The organism is Rhizobium leguminosarum, assembly GCF_004123835.1.
Classification (GTDB): Bacteria; Pseudomonadota; Alphaproteobacteria; order Rhizobiales; family Rhizobiaceae; genus Rhizobium; species Rhizobium leguminosarum_M.
Map to the genome: position 1 here is coordinate 45,598 of NZ_MZMU01000010.1, position 16,666 is coordinate 62,263.

At 61.0% G+C, this 16,666-nt stretch carries 18 protein-coding genes; 10 read left to right on the plus strand and 8 right to left on the minus strand.

Annotated features, from left to right (window positions below; all coding sequences use genetic code 11):
• Positions 1-141: 141 nt before the first annotated feature.
• Positions 142-2,238, plus strand: a complete 2,097-nt coding sequence (locus B5P46_RS13635; protein WP_129419113.1) for a bifunctional rhamnulose-1-phosphate aldolase/short-chain dehydrogenase — start codon at positions 142-144, stop codon at positions 2,236-2,238.
• Between the two features lie 63 nt (positions 2,239-2,301).
• Here the strand turns inward: B5P46_RS13635 and B5P46_RS13640 are convergent, their stop codons facing one another.
• On the minus strand, positions 2,302-2,460 hold the full coding sequence (locus B5P46_RS13640; RefSeq protein WP_017958027.1) for a YqaE/Pmp3 family membrane protein: 159 nt from the start codon (positions 2,458-2,460) through the stop codon (positions 2,302-2,304).
• A gap of 77 nt (positions 2,461-2,537) precedes the next feature.
• Here B5P46_RS13640 and rhaI point away from each other — a divergent pair, with 77 nt between their 5' ends.
• The gene (gene rhaI / locus B5P46_RS13645; protein ID WP_129419114.1) at positions 2,538-3,830 is read left to right on the plus strand and encodes an L-rhamnose catabolism isomerase; all 1,293 of its coding nucleotides are present in this window, start codon (positions 2,538-2,540) and stop codon (positions 3,828-3,830) included.
• Between the two features lie 93 nt (positions 3,831-3,923).
• On the opposite strand, the gene B5P46_RS13650 is transcribed toward rhaI, so the two are convergent.
• Complete coding sequence (locus B5P46_RS13650) at positions 3,924-4,382, minus strand: carboxymuconolactone decarboxylase family protein (RefSeq protein WP_129419115.1); 459 nt, start codon at positions 4,380-4,382, stop codon at positions 3,924-3,926.
• 108 nt (positions 4,383-4,490) lie between these two features.
• Here B5P46_RS13650 and B5P46_RS13655 point away from each other — a divergent pair, with 108 nt between their 5' ends.
• A complete protein-coding gene (locus B5P46_RS13655; protein WP_129419116.1) occupies positions 4,491-5,360 on the plus strand; it encodes a sigma-70 family RNA polymerase sigma factor in 870 nt (289 codons plus the stop codon).
• Positions 5,361-5,575: 215 nt separating this feature from the next.
• Positions 5,576-6,784: an amidohydrolase/deacetylase family metallohydrolase gene (locus B5P46_RS13660; RefSeq protein ID WP_129419117.1), complete on the plus strand. Its 1,209-nt coding sequence runs from the start codon at positions 5,576-5,578 to the stop codon at positions 6,782-6,784.
• Positions 6,785-6,806: 22 nt separating this feature from the next.
• On the opposite strand, the gene B5P46_RS13665 is transcribed toward B5P46_RS13660, so the two are convergent.
• Both B5P46_RS13665 and B5P46_RS13670 read right to left on the minus strand, forming a co-directional pair.
• Positions 6,807-7,655 carry an IclR family transcriptional regulator gene (locus B5P46_RS13665; protein ID WP_129419118.1) on the minus strand — a complete coding sequence of 283 codons (849 nt, stop codon included), beginning with the start codon at positions 7,653-7,655 and terminating at the stop codon, positions 6,807-6,809.
• A 202-nt stretch (positions 7,656-7,857) separates the two neighbouring features.
• A complete protein-coding gene (locus B5P46_RS13670) occupies positions 7,858-8,106 on the minus strand; it encodes a type II toxin-antitoxin system Phd/YefM family antitoxin (RefSeq protein ID WP_129419119.1) in 249 nt (82 codons plus the stop codon).
• Positions 8,107-8,226: 120 nt separating this feature from the next.
• Here B5P46_RS13670 and B5P46_RS13675 point away from each other — a divergent pair, with 120 nt between their 5' ends.
• On the plus strand, positions 8,227-9,084 hold the full coding sequence (locus tag B5P46_RS13675; protein ID WP_129419120.1) for an SDR family oxidoreductase: 858 nt from the start codon (positions 8,227-8,229) through the stop codon (positions 9,082-9,084).
• Between the two features lie 186 nt (positions 9,085-9,270).
• On the opposite strand, the gene B5P46_RS13680 is transcribed toward B5P46_RS13675, so the two are convergent.
• Positions 9,271-9,486 (minus strand): hypothetical protein, encoded by a 216-nt coding sequence (locus tag B5P46_RS13680; protein ID WP_025397489.1) that lies wholly within the window; start codon positions 9,484-9,486, stop codon positions 9,271-9,273.
• A 127-nt stretch (positions 9,487-9,613) separates the two neighbouring features.
• Between B5P46_RS13680 and B5P46_RS13685 the strand changes: the two genes are divergently transcribed.
• Positions 9,614-10,237 carry a TetR/AcrR family transcriptional regulator gene (locus B5P46_RS13685; RefSeq protein ID WP_129419121.1) on the plus strand — a complete coding sequence of 208 codons (624 nt, stop codon included), beginning with the start codon at positions 9,614-9,616 and terminating at the stop codon, positions 10,235-10,237.
• A gap of 82 nt (positions 10,238-10,319) precedes the next feature.
• Positions 10,320-10,508, plus strand: coding sequence for a hypothetical protein (locus B5P46_RS13690; RefSeq protein WP_003547852.1), 189 nt, complete (start codon positions 10,320-10,322; stop codon positions 10,506-10,508).
• A 48-nt stretch (positions 10,509-10,556) separates the two neighbouring features.
• Here the strand turns inward: B5P46_RS13690 and B5P46_RS13695 are convergent, their stop codons facing one another.
• Positions 10,557-10,997, minus strand: a complete 441-nt coding sequence (locus tag B5P46_RS13695; protein WP_129419458.1) for a DUF1810 domain-containing protein — start codon at positions 10,995-10,997, stop codon at positions 10,557-10,559.
• 176 nt (positions 10,998-11,173) lie between these two features.
• Positions 11,174-11,452, minus strand: coding sequence for a hypothetical protein (locus tag B5P46_RS13700; RefSeq protein ID WP_017996456.1), 279 nt, complete (start codon positions 11,450-11,452; stop codon positions 11,174-11,176).
• Between the two features lie 275 nt (positions 11,453-11,727).
• Here B5P46_RS13700 and B5P46_RS13705 point away from each other — a divergent pair, with 275 nt between their 5' ends.
• On the plus strand, positions 11,728-13,098 hold the full coding sequence (locus B5P46_RS13705) for an amidase (RefSeq protein WP_129419122.1): 1,371 nt from the start codon (positions 11,728-11,730) through the stop codon (positions 13,096-13,098).
• A 66-nt stretch (positions 13,099-13,164) separates the two neighbouring features.
• Positions 13,165-14,025 (plus strand): sugar phosphate isomerase/epimerase family protein, encoded by an 861-nt coding sequence (locus B5P46_RS13710; RefSeq protein ID WP_129419123.1) that lies wholly within the window; start codon positions 13,165-13,167, stop codon positions 14,023-14,025.
• A 73-nt stretch (positions 14,026-14,098) separates the two neighbouring features.
• On the opposite strand, the gene betC is transcribed toward B5P46_RS13710, so the two are convergent.
• A complete protein-coding gene (gene betC, locus B5P46_RS13715) occupies positions 14,099-15,607 on the minus strand; it encodes a choline-sulfatase (protein WP_129419124.1) in 1,509 nt (502 codons plus the stop codon).
• A 142-nt stretch (positions 15,608-15,749) separates the two neighbouring features.
• On the opposite strand from betC, the gene B5P46_RS13720 reads away from it, so the two are divergent.
• Positions 15,750-16,652, plus strand: coding sequence for a choline sulfate utilization transcriptional regulator (locus B5P46_RS13720; RefSeq protein WP_129419125.1), 903 nt, complete (start codon positions 15,750-15,752; stop codon positions 16,650-16,652).
• Positions 16,653-16,666 lie beyond the last annotated feature (14 nt).

Below are 16,666 nucleotides of genomic sequence, written 5' to 3' on the forward strand. Positions count from 1 at the left end.
ATCATAAATTTTCATATTGCGCTGCACAATAATCGAATTTGATCGTTTTCGATTGACAAGCTGCGTTTTGATGAGCGATACCGTCAGCGAAAAGGGGCGCGAACTTTGTGTCTCGATGAAGATTTCATATGGGAGGATGACATGGCGGCGAACGTCCGGCTTCTGGAAAACCGGTGGGATGATGCTTATGCGGCAGGCCTCGATGAGCCTGGCAAGCTGCTCTATCGCTCCAATCTGCTTGGCGCCGACAAGCGCATCACCAATTATGGCGGCGGCAACACCTCGGCGAAGGTGCTGGAAACCGATCCGCTGACCGGCGGCAATGTGAAGGTACTCTGGGTCAAGGGATCGGGCGGCGATGTCGGCACGATCAAGCTCGATGGTTTCGCGACGCTCTACCAGGACAAGCTGGAATCGCTGAAGGGCATCTACAAGGGTGTCGAGGACGAGGACCGCATGGTCGGCTTTCTGCCGCACTGCACCTTCAACCTGAATGCCCGCGCCGCCTCGATCGACACGCCGCTGCACGGTTTCGTGCCTTTTACCCATGTCGACCATATGCATCCTGACGCGATCATCGCGATCGCCGCATCGAAGAATTCGAAGGAATTGACGCAGCAGATCTTCGGCGACGAGATCGGCTGGCTGCCCTGGCGCCGTCCGGGCTTCCAGCTCGGCCTCGATCTCGGCGCATTCGTTGCCGCAAACCCGAATGCCAAGGGTGTCGTGCTCGAGAGCCACGGCCTCTTCACCTGGGCGAACGATGCCAAGGCCTGCTACGAGCTGACGCTCGATATCATCAACAAGGCGATCGTCTGGTTTGCCGAAAAGACCGAAGGCAAGACCATTTTCGGCGGCGCGCTCACTGAGAGCTTGGCCGTCGCCGAACGCCGCGCCATCGCCGCGCGGCTGATGCCGGAGATCCGCGGCCGCATCGGCAAGCAGGAGCGCAAGCTCGGACATTTCGACGATCAGGACGCAGTGCTCGAATTCGTCAATTCCAGCGATCTGCGCCCGCTCGGTGCGCTCGGCACCAGCTGCCCGGACCATTTCCTGCGCACCAAGATCCGCCCGCTGATCGTCGATTTCGACCCGGCCAAGCCGGATGTCGACGCGATTGTCGCCGGTCTCGACAAGGCGCTGGAGGATTACCGCGCCGATTACGCCCGCTATTACAACGACTGCAAGCACGACAATTCGCCTGCCATCCGCGATGCCAATCCGGTCATCTTCCTCGTTCCCGGCGTCGGCATGCTGTCCTTTGCCCGCGACAAGGCGACGGCTCGCATTGCCAGCGAATTCTACGTCAATGCCATCAACGTCATGCGCGGCGCCTCGACGGTCTCCGAATATCAGGGCCTGCCGGAGCAGGAGGCCTTCGATATCGAATATTGGCTGCTCGAAGAGGCCAAGCTGCAGCGCATGCCGAAGCCGAAGAGCCTTGCCGGCCGCGTCGCCTTCGTCACTGGCGGCGCCGGCGGCATCGGTCGGGCGACGGCCGCACGCCTCGTCGGCGAAGGCGCCTGCGTGGTGCTTGCCGATATCGACCAGGCAGCGCTAGAGGGCACCGAAGCCGATTTCGTCAAGAAGTTCGGCGCTGACGCCGTGCGCAGCGTCCGGCTCGACGTCACCAAGGAAGATGCGGTGATCGCCTCCTTCGCGGAAGCCTGCGTCGAATTCGGCGGCATCGATATCCTCGTCTCGAATGCCGGCATTGCCTCCTCCGCACCGATCGAAGCGACCGAGCTGGCGACGTGGAACCGCAATATCGATATTCTCGCGACCGGCTATTTCCTCGTCTCGCGCGAAGCCTTCCGCCTGTTCCGCCGTCAGGCGCTCGGCGGCAATGTCATTTTCGTCGCTTCGAAAAACGGTCTTGCCGCCTCGCCGAACGCGTCTGCCTATTGCACGGCAAAGGCTGCTGAAATCCATCTCGCCCGCTGCCTGGCTCTGGAAGGCGCGGATGCCGGCATCCGCGTCAACACCGTCAATCCGGATGCGGTCCTGCGCGGTTCGAAGATCTGGAGCGGCGAATGGCGCGAGCAGCGCGCCGCCTCGTCCAAGATCGAGGTGGACGATCTCGAGGAACATTACCGCAAGCGTTCGATGCTGAAACTCAACGTGTTTCCGGAAGATATCGCCGAGGCGATCTACTTCCTCGCATCGGACCTTTCGGCAAAATCGACCGGCAACATCATCAACGTCGATGCCGGCAATGTGCAGAGTTTTACGCGCTAGAGCAATTCCAGCAACAGTGTGCAGCGGTTTTGCGCCCGGAACGCGTAAAGCAAACGGATAGAGCTATTTCCGGAGGATCACCCATATTGCGTGGATGATCCCCGGCAGATAGCCGCAGAGTGTCAGCAGTATATTGAGCCAGAAATGCAGGCCGATCCCGACCTGCAAGAATACGCCAAGGGGCGGCAGGATGATCGCAAGAAGAATGCGGACAACGTCCATCGTAGCTCCTTCGTTTGAAGACATGTAAGCGTTTGAACGCGAACCATGCCCTATGGTTCGCGACCAGGGAGGAATAGATGACAGATTCCAGGATTGCGCCAGATCTGGTCGCGACGGACAACGACAAGCGGGCAACCGCGCTGAAAGCCGACTACGAGGCACTGGGTGCGACGCTTGCCCGTCGCGGCGTCGATATTGAGGCGGTCACCCGCCAGGTTGCGGAATTCTTCGTTGCCGTTCCCTCCTGGGGTGTCGGCACCGGCGGCACGCGGTTTGCCCGTTTCCCTGGCACCGGCGAGCCGCGCGGCATCTTCGACAAGCTCGACGATTGCGCCGTCATCAACCAGCTGACGCAGGCGACGCCGAACGTCTCGCTGCATATTCCCTGGGACAAGGCGGATGCCAGGGAGTTGAAGGCCAAGGGCGACGCGCTCGGCCTCGGCTTCGATGCGATGAATTCGAATACCTTTTCCGATGCACCCGGCCAGGCCCATTCCTATAAATACGGCTCGCTCAGCCACACCGATGCAGCGACGCGGGCGCAGGCGGTCGAGCACAATCTCGAATGCATCGAGATCGGCAAGGCGCTCGGCTCCAAGGCGCTGACGGTCTGGATCGGCGACGGCTCGAACTTCCCCGGCCAGAGCCATTTCACCAAGGCTTTCGAGCGTTACCTTGCCTCGATGGCGGATATCTACAAGGCGCTGCCCGACGATTGGAAGCTGTTCTCCGAGCACAAGATGTACGAGCCGGCCTTCTATTCGACCATCGTGCAGGATTGGGGCACCAACTACCTGATTGCCCAGACGCTCGGCCCCAAGGCCTATTGCCTCGTCGATCTCGGCCACCATGCGCCGAACACCAATATCGAGATGATCGTCGCCCGGCTGATCCAGTTCGGCAAGCTTGGCGGTTTCCACTTCAACGATTCGAAATATGGCGATGACGATCTCGATGCCGGCGCGATCGATCCCTACCGGCTGTTCCTCGTCTTCAATGAACTGGTTGACGCCGAGCAGCGCGGCGTCAACGACTTCAACCCGGCCCATATGATCGACCAGTCGCACAATGTCACCGACCCGATCGAAAGCCTGATCAACAGCGCCAACGAAATCCGCCGCGCCTATGCGCAGGCACTGCTCGTCGACCGCAAAGCGCTCTCCGGTTTCCAGGACGACAACGACGCGCTGATGGCGTCGGAAACGCTGAAGCGTGCCTATCGCGCCGATGTCGAGCCTATCCTGGCCGAAGCCCGCCGCAGGGCCGGCGGCGCGATCGACCCGATCGCCGTCTACCGCGCCAGCGGTTATCGCAAGAAGGTAGCGGCTGAGCGCCCGGCATCCGCTGCGGGCGGCGGCGGCATCATCTGAACGACCGATTGTTTCGCATGGCCTGAAGCCTGCCGATTAGGGATGATGGTTGCCGGCAGCGCAGGGGTGACGCGCTGCCGGCGACTTCGCCATTTACGGCTTCCAGGCCCCGGCGATCTGGCGGGTGGCGATGTTCAGCCGGTTCCAGACATTGATGTTGGCGATGGCGATGACAAGTGCCGCGAGGCTCCTGCCGTCATAATGCCGGGTTGCTTCGTCCCAGACGTCATCGGGCACAGGGTCGGCGCGATCGCTGACGCGGGTCACCGCCTCGGTCAGCGCAAGGGCTGCCCGCTCGGCATCGCTGAAATAGGGCGAGTCGCGCCAGGCGCCGATGGCAAAGAGCCGTTCGTCCGTTTCGCCAAGCTTCTTTGCAATGCGGGGGTGCCCGTCGACACAGACGCTGCAGCCGTTGATCTGGCTGGCGCGCAAATTGACGAGTTCGAGCAGCTTCGGCGAAAGGCCGGTTTCGGCCGGCACCTTGCTGAGAGCCGCCAGCGCCTGCATGGCCGCGGGAAGGACGAGGGCGGGATTTCCCATTCTCTCCTGCATGATAAGTCTCCTTTATAGGTTTACTGTTTGACGATCCGCCGGCGCTGTCACATCGGCCGGGGTTCATTCGTCATGGCCTTGACGGAATGCAGCGGAGGAATGTGACAAATGGACGAGAAAAAATGGCTGACTGAAGAATTCGAGGCGAACAGAGCGCATCTGAGGGCCGCAGCCTATCGCATGCTCGGCTCGCGCAGCGAGGCGGAGGATGCCGTTCAGGAGGCCTGGCTGCGGCTCAGCCGCACGGATACGACAGGGGTCGGCAATCTCGGCGGCTGGCTGACGACGGTGGTGGCGCGCATCTGCCTCGACATGCTGCGCGCCCGCAAGACCCGGCGCGAAGAGCCGCTGGAGGCACCTGTCCATGCCGGGATCGCCGATCCGGCGAACGATCCCGAGCGCGAAGCCGCCTTTGCCGATTCGGTCGGTCTGGCGCTGCTCGTCGTGCTGCAGACGCTGGCGCCCGCCGAACGTGTAGCCTTCGTGCTGCACGACATGTTCGACCTGCCCTTCGACGAGATCGCGCCGATCATCGGCCGTTCGTCCGCCGCCACCCGCCAGCTCGCAAGCCGCGCCCGCCGCCGGGTGCAGGGGGTGGACGAAGCGCCGGATGTGGATTTCGGCCGCAAGCGGACGATCGCCGAGGCCTTTCTGACGGCGTCGCGCAATGGCGATCTGGAGGGATTGATCGCGGTGCTTGCCCCTGACGTCGTCTTCCGGCCGGATGCGACGGCCGCCCGCTTCGGCACCATTGGCGAAATGCGCGGCGCAGCTCACGTGGCCGAAGCCTTCAAGGGTCGGGCGCAGGCAGCCGAAATCGCCATCGTCGGCGGTGAGCTTGGATTCGTCGTGGAGATCCAGGGCCAGCTCCGCGTCGTCGTGGCGCTGACGATCGCCGATGGCAGGATCGCCGCGATCGACGCCATCGCCGATCCCGATCACCTGGAACGGCTTGACTATTCGATCCTTCGGGATTGAAAACACACGCGAATTTTCCGGACTTTCGAGATAGGCGCACTTCGCAAGGAGCGCGCCGCTGACATTTCCTGAGCGGTTTCGGCCGTGTCATTTTTCTTGACAGCGGCATCCTCGGCTTTATTCTATTATAAAGATTTATATAGCATAACTATGGAATTTCAGACGGATGACCGAGGAGCGATCCCCGGTCCAAGACTTCGAAAGGAATGCATGTCATGTCCGGCGACCAGGCGAAGAAGCCGCTTCTTCTCACCAATGTCAAACCGATCGCTTTCGGCTCTGACACATCAGAGGGGGCAATCGACATTCTGGTCAATGCCGACGGCAGGATCGCCGAGATCGGTCCGTCGCTTTCCGTCTCGCAGGATGTGACGCGCATCGACGGCAAGGGCGCCTTCATGTCGCCGGGCTGGGTCGACCTGCATGTGCATATCTGGCACGGCGGCACCGATATTTCCATCCGCCCGTCCGAATGCGGTGTCGAGCGCGGCGTCACCACGCTGGTCGATGCCGGTTCGGCCGGTGAGGCGAATTTCCATGGCTTTCGGGAATATATCATCGAGCCCTCGCGCGAGCGCATCAAGGCCTTCCTCAATCTCGGCTCGATCGGCCTCGTCGCCTGCAACCGCGTCGCGGAATTGCGGGATATCCGCGATATCGACCTCGACCGCATTCTCGAAGTCTATGCCGAAAACAGCGAGCACATCGTCGGCATCAAGGTGCGGGCCAGCCATGTCATCACCGGGTCCTGGGGCGTCACCCCGGTCAAGCTCGGCAAGAAGATCGCCAAGATTTTGAAAGTGCCGATGATGGTGCATGTCGGCGAGCCGCCGGCGCTCTATGACGAGGTGCTTGAGATCCTCGGCCCCGGCGACGTCGTCACCCATTGCTTCAACGGCAAGGCCGGGTCGAGCATCATGGAGGACGAGGACCTCTTCAATCTCGCCGAGCGTTGCGCCTCCGAGGGCATCCGTCTCGACATCGGCCATGGCGGCGCCTCCTTCTCCTTCAAGGTCGCCGAGGCGGCAATCGCGCGCGGACTTCTGCCGTTCTCGATCTCCACCGACCTTCACGGCCATTCGCTGAACTTCCCGGTCTGGGATCTGGCGACGACGATGTCGAAGCTGCTCAGCGTCGGCATGCCTTTCGACAAGGTGGTGGAAGCCGTCACCCATGCGCCGGCATCCGTCATCAAGCTGTCGATGGAGAACCGGCTAGCGGTCGGCTCGCAAGCGGAATTTACCATTTTCGATCTGGTCGATTCCGACCTCGAGGCGACGGATTCCAACGGCGACGTTTCGGTCCTCAACAAGCTGTTCGAGCCGCGCTATGCGGTGATGGGCGCCGATGCCTTCACCGCCAGCCGCTATGTGCCGCGGGCGCGCAAGCTGGTGCGCCACAGCCACGGCTATTCCTACAGGTAGGACCCGCTAAAGGGCGCAATGCTCAGCGGTTGCGCCAGCCCATCAGCTTTTCGATCCGTTCCGCGGAACTGCGCACATGGGCCGTATAGTGGTTCTCGTCGGAAAACGCCTTCTGTTCCGGCAGCACGATGGAAATGGTGGCGACGCACTGGCCGTCGCGATCGCAGATCGGCGAGGCGATGCAGGCAACCGCATAATCCGATTCTCCGGCCTGGATCGACAGGCGCGATTCGAAGGCCTTGCCGGCGGCTTCCGACAGCGTGCCTGGATCGATCTCGGCGCGGCCGGTCGGTGAAGAGCGGGCGCAGCGCTTGAACAGTTCGATGCGCTCCTCCTCGGCCAGGTGGCCGACGAGCAGGCGGCCGGAGGCCGTCCAGTTCAGCGGCACCCTTGTGCCGACGCGGGACGCCACCTGAAAGTGGCTCGGGCCGTCGGCCATGGCCAGTACCAGCATATAGTCGCCGTCGCGGCCGCAGACCTGCACGGTTTCGCCGGCCTGGCGGCAGAGATCGTGCATTTCGTGGGTGGCGATGCTCATGAAATCCAGCGACCTGGCATAGGCAAGGCCGTAATGGTAGAGCCGCGCGCCGAGCCAGATCGAGCCGTCCGCCTGGCGTGTCAGCATGTTTTTCTCGACGAGATCGTCGACGATGACGTAAACGGTCGACAGCGGCGCCTTCACCGCCTTGGCGATAGCATAGACGCCGGCCGGCGATCCGGTCTCGTAAAGATGATCGATCACCTGAAGCGCCCGGTCGATGCCGCTGACGCGCGCGCGGCGCGCGCCCTTGCTACCGGTCTCGCCGGCAACATCCTCATCTTCGGAGTAAACTGTGGATGATGTCTTTCCGTCCAATTCCACGCACCTCATGAAAAACACGATTATGTTACATTACTATGGCATAGCTGTCGCAGAGGCAAATCGCAACAGAAGATAGCCAAGGAATCTTGGCGAACCTTACGATCGCTGACACAAGCCGGATTGACCGCGATCTCTTCGGATCGAAGTTCTGCCAGCCATCGCTGCGCGATCATACAGGCAGTGACTAGAGCCGATGTATCGATGTAAGGAATCAGTAGCGATCGGTGTCGCGCATATCGCGGATAAAAGTTGCGGAATCGATGGGTCCGGACGACGGCCTCATCAAGGCGGTCATTGCCTTCAGCTGCTCGACGTCGATCGGTTTTTTGCGCGTCTTCACGGGCACGATCTGCGCCACCGGCTTGCCATGCCGCAAAATCTCGACAGTCTCGCCGGCTTCGACGAGATTAAGCAATTCGCTGAGACGGGCTTTTGCTTCCGCCAGCGTGACACTTGCCATGACGCATCCTCGAGGACCGACCAGTTTTGGTCATTCTGGTCGAAAAGCCATTCCGCCGCAACACCGCTGGAACAACAAGCCTTAGCCCGAGTTTGACCCCCTGAACCCCAGGAGGTCACGATGCCAAATTATCCCACGCCACCTTTCCCATCCCAGAAACAGCCGATGCCGGGTTTCACGGCACAGATGGACCCCGTTCCCGATCACGGCGAAAAGAGCTATCGCGGTTCCGAGCGACTGAAGGGCAAGCGGGCGATCATCACCGGCGGCGATAGCGGCATTGGCCGGGCGGTGGCAATCGCCTATGCCAGGGAAGGTGCCGATCTGGTGCTCTCCTACCTCGACGAGGATGAGGATGCCGATGAGACGAAACGGCTCGTCGAGCAGGCCGGACGCAAGGCTATCCTCGTCAGCGGCGACATCCAGGATCCCGCCCACTGCAGGCAGATCGTCGAGACGGCGGTCAAGGAGCTCGGTGGTATCGACATTCTCGTCAACAACGCCGCGCATCAGGCGAGCTTCAAAAGCATCGACGAGATCAGCGACGAGGAGTGGGAACTGACCTTCAAGGTCAATATCCATTCGATGTTCTACCTGACCAAGGCAGCCGTCGCCCATATGAAGCCCGGCAGCGCCATTATCAACACGGCCTCGATCAATTCGGACAGTCCGAATCCGACGTTGCTTGCCTATGCAACCACCAAGGGCGCGATCCAGAATTTCACCGCCGGCCTTGCTCAGCTTCTGGCCGAGAAAGGCATTCGCGCCAATGCGGTGGCGCCCGGGCCAATCTGGACGCCGCTCATCCCTTCGACACTGCCTGAAGAAAGCGTCAGCAATTTCGGCAAGCAGGTGCCGATGAAACGGCCGGGACAGCCGGCCGAGCTTGCAACAGCCTATGTGATGCTGGCCGATCCCTTGTCGAGTTATGTCTCCGGCACGACAATCGCGGTCACCGGCGGCAAGCCGATCCTCTAAAGCGCGTCGCGATCTTTCAGATTCGCTCCTTGCGCTTTAAGTCTTTGTTTTTACGCATGCCGTTGTCGCAAAACCGCTGCACACTTTTGCGCGATATGCTTTAAAGCGGCAAAGGCCGCCGTCAGGTTGTGACGGCAGCCCTTGACGGGGGCAGGGAGAGATCCCCAAGCTGTTTAGGCGGCTTGCTCAGCCGAAGCAGGGCACTGCCGGCAGATTGGCGCGGCTTGCGAGCGCTCCGATCATGTTACCCACCGATGTCGAGCGCGGTTCGCGTTTGCGGGCGGCCGTCTCCAGGAGTTGCTTGAAGTCTTCAAGCTTCACGCCGTCGGCGCGCAACACCATGGCGATCAGGGGGTCGCGAAGGGCTTCGGATATCGTCAGGTCATCTCTGGTCTTTGTCATGGTTGTCCTCCTTTCGTGGGCAGTCGCCCGTGTTCCACTTTCCGCCGCCATGCCCTCGGCATTGACTTCCGCGTTTCGTGGTGTTACCGGTAAGTAACAATGCATTTGTTACCGATCGGTCACATTGATGTCAAGGACTACGTCCGCAAAAAAATCAGAAACTTCGAATGAAATCTCCGCAGCCGTTCCAGAAGATCGCATCCCGCCGCGGGAGCGTATCGTCTCGACCGCCTCGGAGCTTTTCCGCGAGCGCGGCATCCGCGGCATCGGTGTCGATGCCATTGCCGACGCGGCTCTGACCAACAAGATGACGCTCTACCGGCATTTCGGCTCGAAGGACGAGCTCGTCTGCGAGACGCTTCGCCGCGCCTCCGAAAAGGCAGGTGCCATCTGGCGCGATCTGGAATCGGCCTATCCCGGCAATCCGCGCGCCCAGCTGGACGCCTGGGTGGAGATGCGCGCGCAATGTCTGAACGGCGAGCCCGCCGGATGCGATCTCGCCAATGCCGCCATCGAGCTGAAGGGCGAGGGCCATCCCGCCCACGAAATGATCGAACGGCACAAGGCCGAACAGCGTGATCGCCTGGCCGCGCTCTGTTCGGCGGCCGGCGCGCGCGAACCCCAGCTTCTTGCCGATACGTTGACGCTGCTGCTCGAAGGCGCGCGCGTCAGCCGCCAGGCCATGGGCGCTGCCGGTTGCTGCGGTCATTTCGCTAAAGCCTGCCACGCGGCAATCGCTTCGTTCGCCTGACCACCGCAAGTGTGTGGGAGGGGAACCTTACCGCTTCCATACCGTTTTCAAACTAACCCGAGGGCGATGTGGAGGCAGGGAGATGAACTACGTCTATCTCAAACGCCTGTATGCCAAGCGCGCCGAGCTCGAAGCCAAGCTGGAGCTCCATGATGCGCGCTATTGTTTCGGCGAGGAAGAGGTCGATGACGGCACCGACAGCGATCTGCGTCAGCGGCTGAGCGAAATTTCCGAGGAAATTGCTACGCTGGAAAGCAGGCCGGGCCGATAACTATTTAATTTGGGAACAGCATTCAGATTTTAGGCCACCGGCATAAAATCATTCTTTGCTGGCGCTGAGGATTCCCATCGTCCGTTCGTCGAATTTTCCCTGATAGAAATGCTCGATCACCCGGTGGAAGGGCGAACCGTGATCGCTGATCGCGGCAAACAAGGTCATCGACGAGCGCAGCCTGAGGTCGTCGGGTGAACCCAGGATTTCGTGCGCCGATCGGCCGTCAACGGACAGGATCGCCTCGACGCAGCGCAGCAGCCGGCTTGAGAGAATGGGATCGGCAAGATAGGCGGCGGCTTCCTCGGCCGAGCGGATCGCATATTTTTCGGCCATCGCCGACGTACCGAGACCGGCGATCTGCGGGAAGATGAACCATATCCAGTGGGACGTCTTGCGTCCGGCTTTGAGCTCTAAGAGCGCCCGCTCGTAGACGCCGTTCTGGGCGTCGATGAAGCGGTGAAGCTTGTAGTCGATGTCGCCGGCGATGGTCCTTTCCCCTTTTCCTGCTGTCGATGCAGCCTGGGCCAAGGTTTCCACGCCCGGCGATCTACTGCGCCGCGCGTCTTTCAGACGCGCAAAGGACGCTGTAGCACTTTGAATGACTGCATAATTTCATCCTTAAATCGGTTTCCGATTTAAGGAATTATGCAGTGGTTTTGCTATCAGCAGACCCTCTCAGCGTAGGGGCTGCTATCGCGGCAATGGCCGTAGGCCGGATGCGGCGGCATGTTATCGCCGGCCGGAGCGGCAATGGCCGATGTTGTCATCGGGTCCGTATTGCCGGAAGAATATGCGGCAAAACCCGCAAAGCTCAAGAGAACCAGCGCTCCGACTACGACAATGCGCTCGAAGGCCGAAAGTTTCTGGGCGCTGACATGATCTACATAATCGCGCTCGCCTAAACCGGCGGTTTCATCCTCTTTCGCATGAAGGGTCACCATATCCTGGCGACGGCTTAAGGTTTCACAATCTGTCATTTTAATTACTCCTGCAACACATGCGGAGCCGGTCCCTCAAGAGTAAACTCTCACCCTCGTGCGGAGCCGGCTTCGCATGCGAGCAGCATGTGTGTCTTCGATCGTGGCAATTGAAGGGGCGATCTTCAAACGCAGTGTTCAAAAAATCGTACCAATAAATGCAAAATATCGTGAAGCTCTGGTTCACCGGAATGATCCGGGGTAGTCCAGAGAGGAACATCTCTCTTCTGGATAGTCCCATGAGCAAATCCTTCGGCGCGATGTCGGTCGCGCAGCTTTCCGTCCTCATTCAAGGTGGCGCGGCCGATCCGGTCGAAGTGGCCGAGGCGGTCTTCGATTCCATAGCGAATTATGCCGACAAGGCGGTCTTCACCACATTGCTCGAAAGCCGGGCGATGGAGGAGGCGCGCGCCTCCTCGAGACGTCTGCGGGAAGGGCGCTCGCTTGGATTGCTGGACGGCATTCCGATTGCCTGGAAGGATCTCTTCGACATTGAAGGCTTGCCGACGACGGCGGGCTCCGTCGTTCTGGCAAAGGACATGCCGGCCAAGTGCGATGCGGCTGTCGTCGCTTTGCTCAGCCAGGCGGGCATGGTCGCCGTCGGGCGCACCAATATGAGCGAATTCGCCTTTTCCGGCCTCGGCATCAATCCGCATTACGGCACGCCGATAAATCCGCGGGGCACTGATCTCCCGCGCATTCCGGGCGGCTCGTCCTCGGGCGCCGGTGTCGTCGTCGCGGCCGGGTTGGTTCCGGTCGCCATGGGCACCGATACCGGCGGCTCGGTGCGTATTCCCGCCGCTTTCAACGGTATCGTCGGCTATAAAGCAACACGCGGCCGCCACGCGATGGCAGGCGTCTATCCGCTGGCAAAGAGCCTGGATTCGCTGGGGCCGCTCTGCCGCAGCGTCAGGGACGCGGTCTGGATCGACGCGGCAATGCGCGGCCTGACGGCGCCTGATGTCGCCACGCGTCCCCTGCAGGGGCTGGAACTCATCGTGCCTGAAAATGTCGTCTTCGATGGCGCTGAAGCCGGCGTCGTCGCCGCGTTCGAGGCAGCTTTGGGACGTCTTCAAAAGGCCGGCGCCAAGGTTGCCCGCACCGTCATCCCCGCCTTCGACGAGATATTCGATCTCATGACGAGATATGGTCCGCTGGTAACGGCGGAGGCTTTCGCGCTTCATCAGGAACGCTTGGCCGGACCGGACGCGGACAGGATGGATCACCGTGTCGTCATGCGCACCCGTCTCGGAAGCAAGACGACGCTGCCCGATTACCTCAGAATCCTCGAGGCGCGCCGCCGCCTGATCGCCGATGTCGAACGCCTTGTCGGCGACCGGCTGATCGCCTTTCCCACAGTCGCCCACGTCGCTCCGCCGATCGGGCCGCTGGAGCAGGATGACGAGCTGTTCTTCGCGACGAATAACAAGACCTTGCGCAACACCGCGCTCGGCAATTTCCTCGACTGGTGCGGCGTTTCCATTCCCTGCGGTACGGGTGTATCAGGCATGCCGGTCGGCCTGCTGCTTTCGGCTACTGCCCATCGCGATGAGGCGCTGCTGGGGATCGCCCTTCCCGCCGAGGCGGTCATCCGCGACGATTTTGCCTGAATTGGCAATTGAACCGCCGGGATTTGGTTGCCATTGATGGCATGAGGAGATCCCGGAGGAAAGCAAGTGCAGGTTTTACAAAACGGACGTTTCGCGGTTTCGACATGGTCGCTGCATCGGCTGCTCGGCGCCGTTTATGCCTATAGTCCCGATCCCGGCAAAAGTGCTGCGCCGAAAGAACCCTATGGCCCCGGTGCCGCGGCGCTGATCGACGTGCCGGCGGCGCTCTCGGCACGCGGCGTCAACCGGTTGGAGGTCTGTTCCTTCCATCTGCCGAGCCTCGACGCCGCCTATATAAGCGAATTGCGTGACGCAATGGCGGCCTCGAATGTGCTGTTCCAGACGCTGCTCGTCGAGGATGGCGATCCGAGCCATCCGGAGACGGCCGAACGCGACGCAAAATGGATGGCGGAGTGGATCGACATCGCCGCAGCCCTTGGGGCTGAGAGGATGCGCGTCATTGCCGGCAAGCAGAAGCCGACGGAGGAAAACCTTGCCCGCGCCGCCCGCCATCTGAATTGGCTGGCCGGAAAGGCCGAAGGCAGCGGCGTGCGTGTCGTCGTCGAGAACTGGTTCGACCTGCTACCATCGCCGGTCGAAATGAACTGGCTGCTGGACCGGCTGGACGGCAAGGTCGGTCTCAACGGCGACCTTGGCAACTGGGCGGCGCCGGCGAAATACGAGGGCCTTGCCGATATCATGGGCCGGGCGGAAATCTGCCATGCCAAAGCCGATTATGGCGTTATCGGCCTCGATGCCGAGGATTACCGCACTTGCCTGGAGATGTGCGAGAGAGCCGGTTACGACGGTCCCTTCACGCTGATCTACGACTCGCCCTTCTTCCCTGACGAATGGGACGGCATCCTGCTGCAAAAGGCGTTCATCGAGGATTTTCTGCGCGAGGCGCCGGCGCGCAGGACGGCTTAAATCAGAAGCACTTCTTGCTCATTCCTAGAGCATGATGCCGAAAGTGTGAGCGGTTTTCGGACGACATCCTGTTCTAGCGCGGGAACCTTTGGTTTTCCTCCAGCACGTTCAGATCCATGTGGTTGCGCATATAGCGCTCCGAGGCCTTCTGTAAGGGCTGGTAGTCCCATGGATAATAGGCCCCATTGCGCAGCGCCGCATAGACCACCCAGCGGCGCGCCTGGCTTTCGCGCACGGCTGCATCGAAATCGGAAAGGTTCCAGCGCCGGCCGGCCTGTTCGACAAGCCTTGCCAAGATCTCGGCATGCGCCGGGTCGGCCGCCAGATTGTCGAACTCCTGCGGATCGGCCTCGAGATTAAACAGCATCGGCGGGTCCTTCTCGCAGAGCGAGAGTTTGTATCGTCCGTCGCGGATACAGACGAGCGGCGCCTCGGAACCCTCTGCGGCATATTCCATCGGTACTGGGCCGCGGCTGCCGGTGCCCTCGGCAAGCGCTGCCAGATCCTCGCCCTCGGTCCATGGCTTCAATGAGGCGATATCGATCCCGGCAAGACCGGCGAGCGTTGGTGTCACGTCGAGTGTGGAGACGGGCTGGTCGATCCGTCTGGGCTTCCAGCCGGGTGCCGCGATCATCAGCGGAACGCGGGCCGATCCTTCGAAGAAGTTCATCTTGAACCAGAGGCCGCGATCGCCGAGCATGTCGCCATGATCGGAGGCAAAGAGGATGATCGTGTTTTCAGCCATGCGACTCCGTTCGAGGACGCCGATAATGTCGCCGATCTTCTCGTCGACATAGGAGATATTGGCGAAATAGCCCCGCCTTGCCCGCCTGATCTGCTCATCGCTGATGTCAAAAGCGTCGTGATCGCAGGCTTTCATCAGACGCTGCGAGTGCGGGTCCTGTCGCTCGAAGGCAATCGGCGCAACCGCCGGGTCAAGTGCCGGGCAGTCCTCATAGAGGTCCCAGAATTTGCGGCGCGCGACATAGGGGTCGTGCGGATGGGTGAAGCTGACGGTCAGGCACCAGGGGCGCTCGTCATGACCGCGCGAGAGATCGAACAGTTTGCGGCCGGCGTGGTAGGCGACCTCGTCGTCATACTCCATTTGGTTGGTGATCTCGGCAATGCCGGCACCGGTGACCGAACCCAGATTGTGATACCACCAGTCTATGCGCTCGCCGGGCTTGCTATAGTCGGGCGTCCAGCCGAAGTCGGCCGGGTAGATGTCTGTCGTCAGGCGTTCCTCGAAGCCATGCAACTGGTCAGGGCCGACGAAATGCATCTTGCCGGAAAGTGCTGTCTGGTATCCGGCAGCGCGCAGATGATGCGCATAGGTCGGAATGTCCGAGGCAAATTCCGCCGCATTGTCATAGACGCGGGTTCGACTCGGCAATTGTCCGGACATGAAGGAGGCCCGCGCCGGTGCGCAGAGCGGGCTTGCCGTATAGGCGTTGGTGAAGCGCACGGAACGCTCTGCCAGTGATTTCAGATGCGGCGCATGCAGAAAATCGGCAGGGCCATCGGGAAAGAACGTGCCATTCAACTGATCGACCATCAGGATGAGGATATTCGGACGCACCATGCGAAATTGTCTCCTGTGGTCTCAAAGGCGGGGAAGGTCTTGGTGGAAGGGGACGCCCATTGCTATTTGCAGATCTTATCAAAACCACTATCATCCTGCTTGTAAAGATGGCTTTTTTTGATGCTTGCTAAAAGGAATTTTTATGCCAGACCGCCGACCTGAGCTGGGATGGATGCGCATCTTTTCGGAGGTTGCAAGGCTCGGCAGCTTTTCGGCCGCGGCGGCAGTTCTCGGCCTCACGCAGCCCGCCGTCAGCTATCAAATTCGGCGGCTGGAAGAGCAGTTCGGCGTCGCCCTGCTGCGCCGACAGCACCGCGGCGTCGAGTTGACCGCGGAGGGCGAACGGCTTTTCCAGGTCACGGCCAAGACGGTTGGTGACATCGATGCCCTGGCGCGCAGTTTCCGCACCGAGGCTCAAAGGCCGGTCGTCAGACTGAGAACCGACTATGCTTTTTCAGCGCTTTGGCTGATCCCGCGCATGCACGGCTTTCGCCTGCTTCACCCGGAAACGGATATACAGATCGTCGCGACCCAGAGGCTTGAGCCCGGCTTTGGTGACGACGCAGATGTGGTGGTGGTTTTCGGCACAAAGGCGGAATTCGGCACTATCGGATCGCTTCTGCTGCAGGAAAAGGTCGTGCCCGTCTGCACGCGAGGCTTTCTCGATCGCAACGGTCCGTTCGACGATCCGCAGCAGCTTGCCAAGGCGACCCTGATCCATCTCGACTCACCGATGCCATCGCCCTGGTTCGACTGGCGAAGTTATCTTGCCGAATTCTCCGTCATTCGCGATCTCCATGCCGGTCGCGGCGATGTCAGCTTCAACACCTACTCGCTGGTCGTCCAGGCCGCTCTCAGCGAACAGGGCGTGGCGATCGGCTGGATGGGGCTGGTCGATGCGCTTCTCTCCACACATATGCTGGTGGAAGCCGGGCCGCCGCTCGAAGCACGGGACCGCGGTTATTGGCTGATACCGCCGCGATCGGCAAATGTTGATAGCGAGAGGCTCAGCACCTGGCTGGTGGACGAAGTCGGCGGGACATGACATTCGGACCTAGG

Coding starts and splice junctions, on each gene's coding strand:
- B5P46_RS13635 (WP_129419113.1), top strand. CDS start 142: ATGGCGGCGAACGTCCGGCTTCTGGAAAACCGGTGGGATGATGCTTAT.
- B5P46_RS13640 (WP_017958027.1), bottom strand. CDS start 2,460: ATGGACGTTGTCCGCATTCTTCTTGCGATCATCCTGCCGCCCCTTGGC.
- rhaI (WP_129419114.1), top strand. CDS start 2,538: ATGACAGATTCCAGGATTGCGCCAGATCTGGTCGCGACGGACAACGAC.
- B5P46_RS13650 (WP_129419115.1), bottom strand. CDS start 4,382: ATGCAGGAGAGAATGGGAAATCCCGCCCTCGTCCTTCCCGCGGCCATG.
- B5P46_RS13655 (WP_129419116.1), top strand. CDS start 4,491: ATGGACGAGAAAAAATGGCTGACTGAAGAATTCGAGGCGAACAGAGCG.
- B5P46_RS13660 (WP_129419117.1), top strand. CDS start 5,576: ATGTCCGGCGACCAGGCGAAGAAGCCGCTTCTTCTCACCAATGTCAAA.
- B5P46_RS13665 (WP_129419118.1), bottom strand. CDS start 7,655: ATGAGGTGCGTGGAATTGGACGGAAAGACATCATCCACAGTTTACTCC.
- B5P46_RS13670 (WP_129419119.1), bottom strand. CDS start 8,106: ATGGCAAGTGTCACGCTGGCGGAAGCAAAAGCCCGTCTCAGCGAATTG.
- B5P46_RS13675 (WP_129419120.1), top strand. CDS start 8,227: ATGCCAAATTATCCCACGCCACCTTTCCCATCCCAGAAACAGCCGATG.
- B5P46_RS13680 (WP_025397489.1), bottom strand. CDS start 9,486: ATGACAAAGACCAGAGATGACCTGACGATATCCGAAGCCCTTCGCGAC.
- B5P46_RS13685 (WP_129419121.1), top strand. CDS start 9,614: ATGTCAAGGACTACGTCCGCAAAAAAATCAGAAACTTCGAATGAAATC.
- B5P46_RS13690 (WP_003547852.1), top strand. CDS start 10,320: ATGAACTACGTCTATCTCAAACGCCTGTATGCCAAGCGCGCCGAGCTC.
- B5P46_RS13700 (WP_017996456.1), bottom strand. CDS start 11,452: ATGGTGACCCTTCATGCGAAAGAGGATGAAACCGCCGGTTTAGGCGAG.
- B5P46_RS13705 (WP_129419122.1), top strand. CDS start 11,728: ATGAGCAAATCCTTCGGCGCGATGTCGGTCGCGCAGCTTTCCGTCCTC.
- betC (WP_129419124.1), bottom strand. CDS start 15,607: ATGGTGCGTCCGAATATCCTCATCCTGATGGTCGATCAGTTGAATGGC.
- B5P46_RS13720 (WP_129419125.1), top strand. CDS start 15,750: ATGCCAGACCGCCGACCTGAGCTGGGATGGATGCGCATCTTTTCGGAG.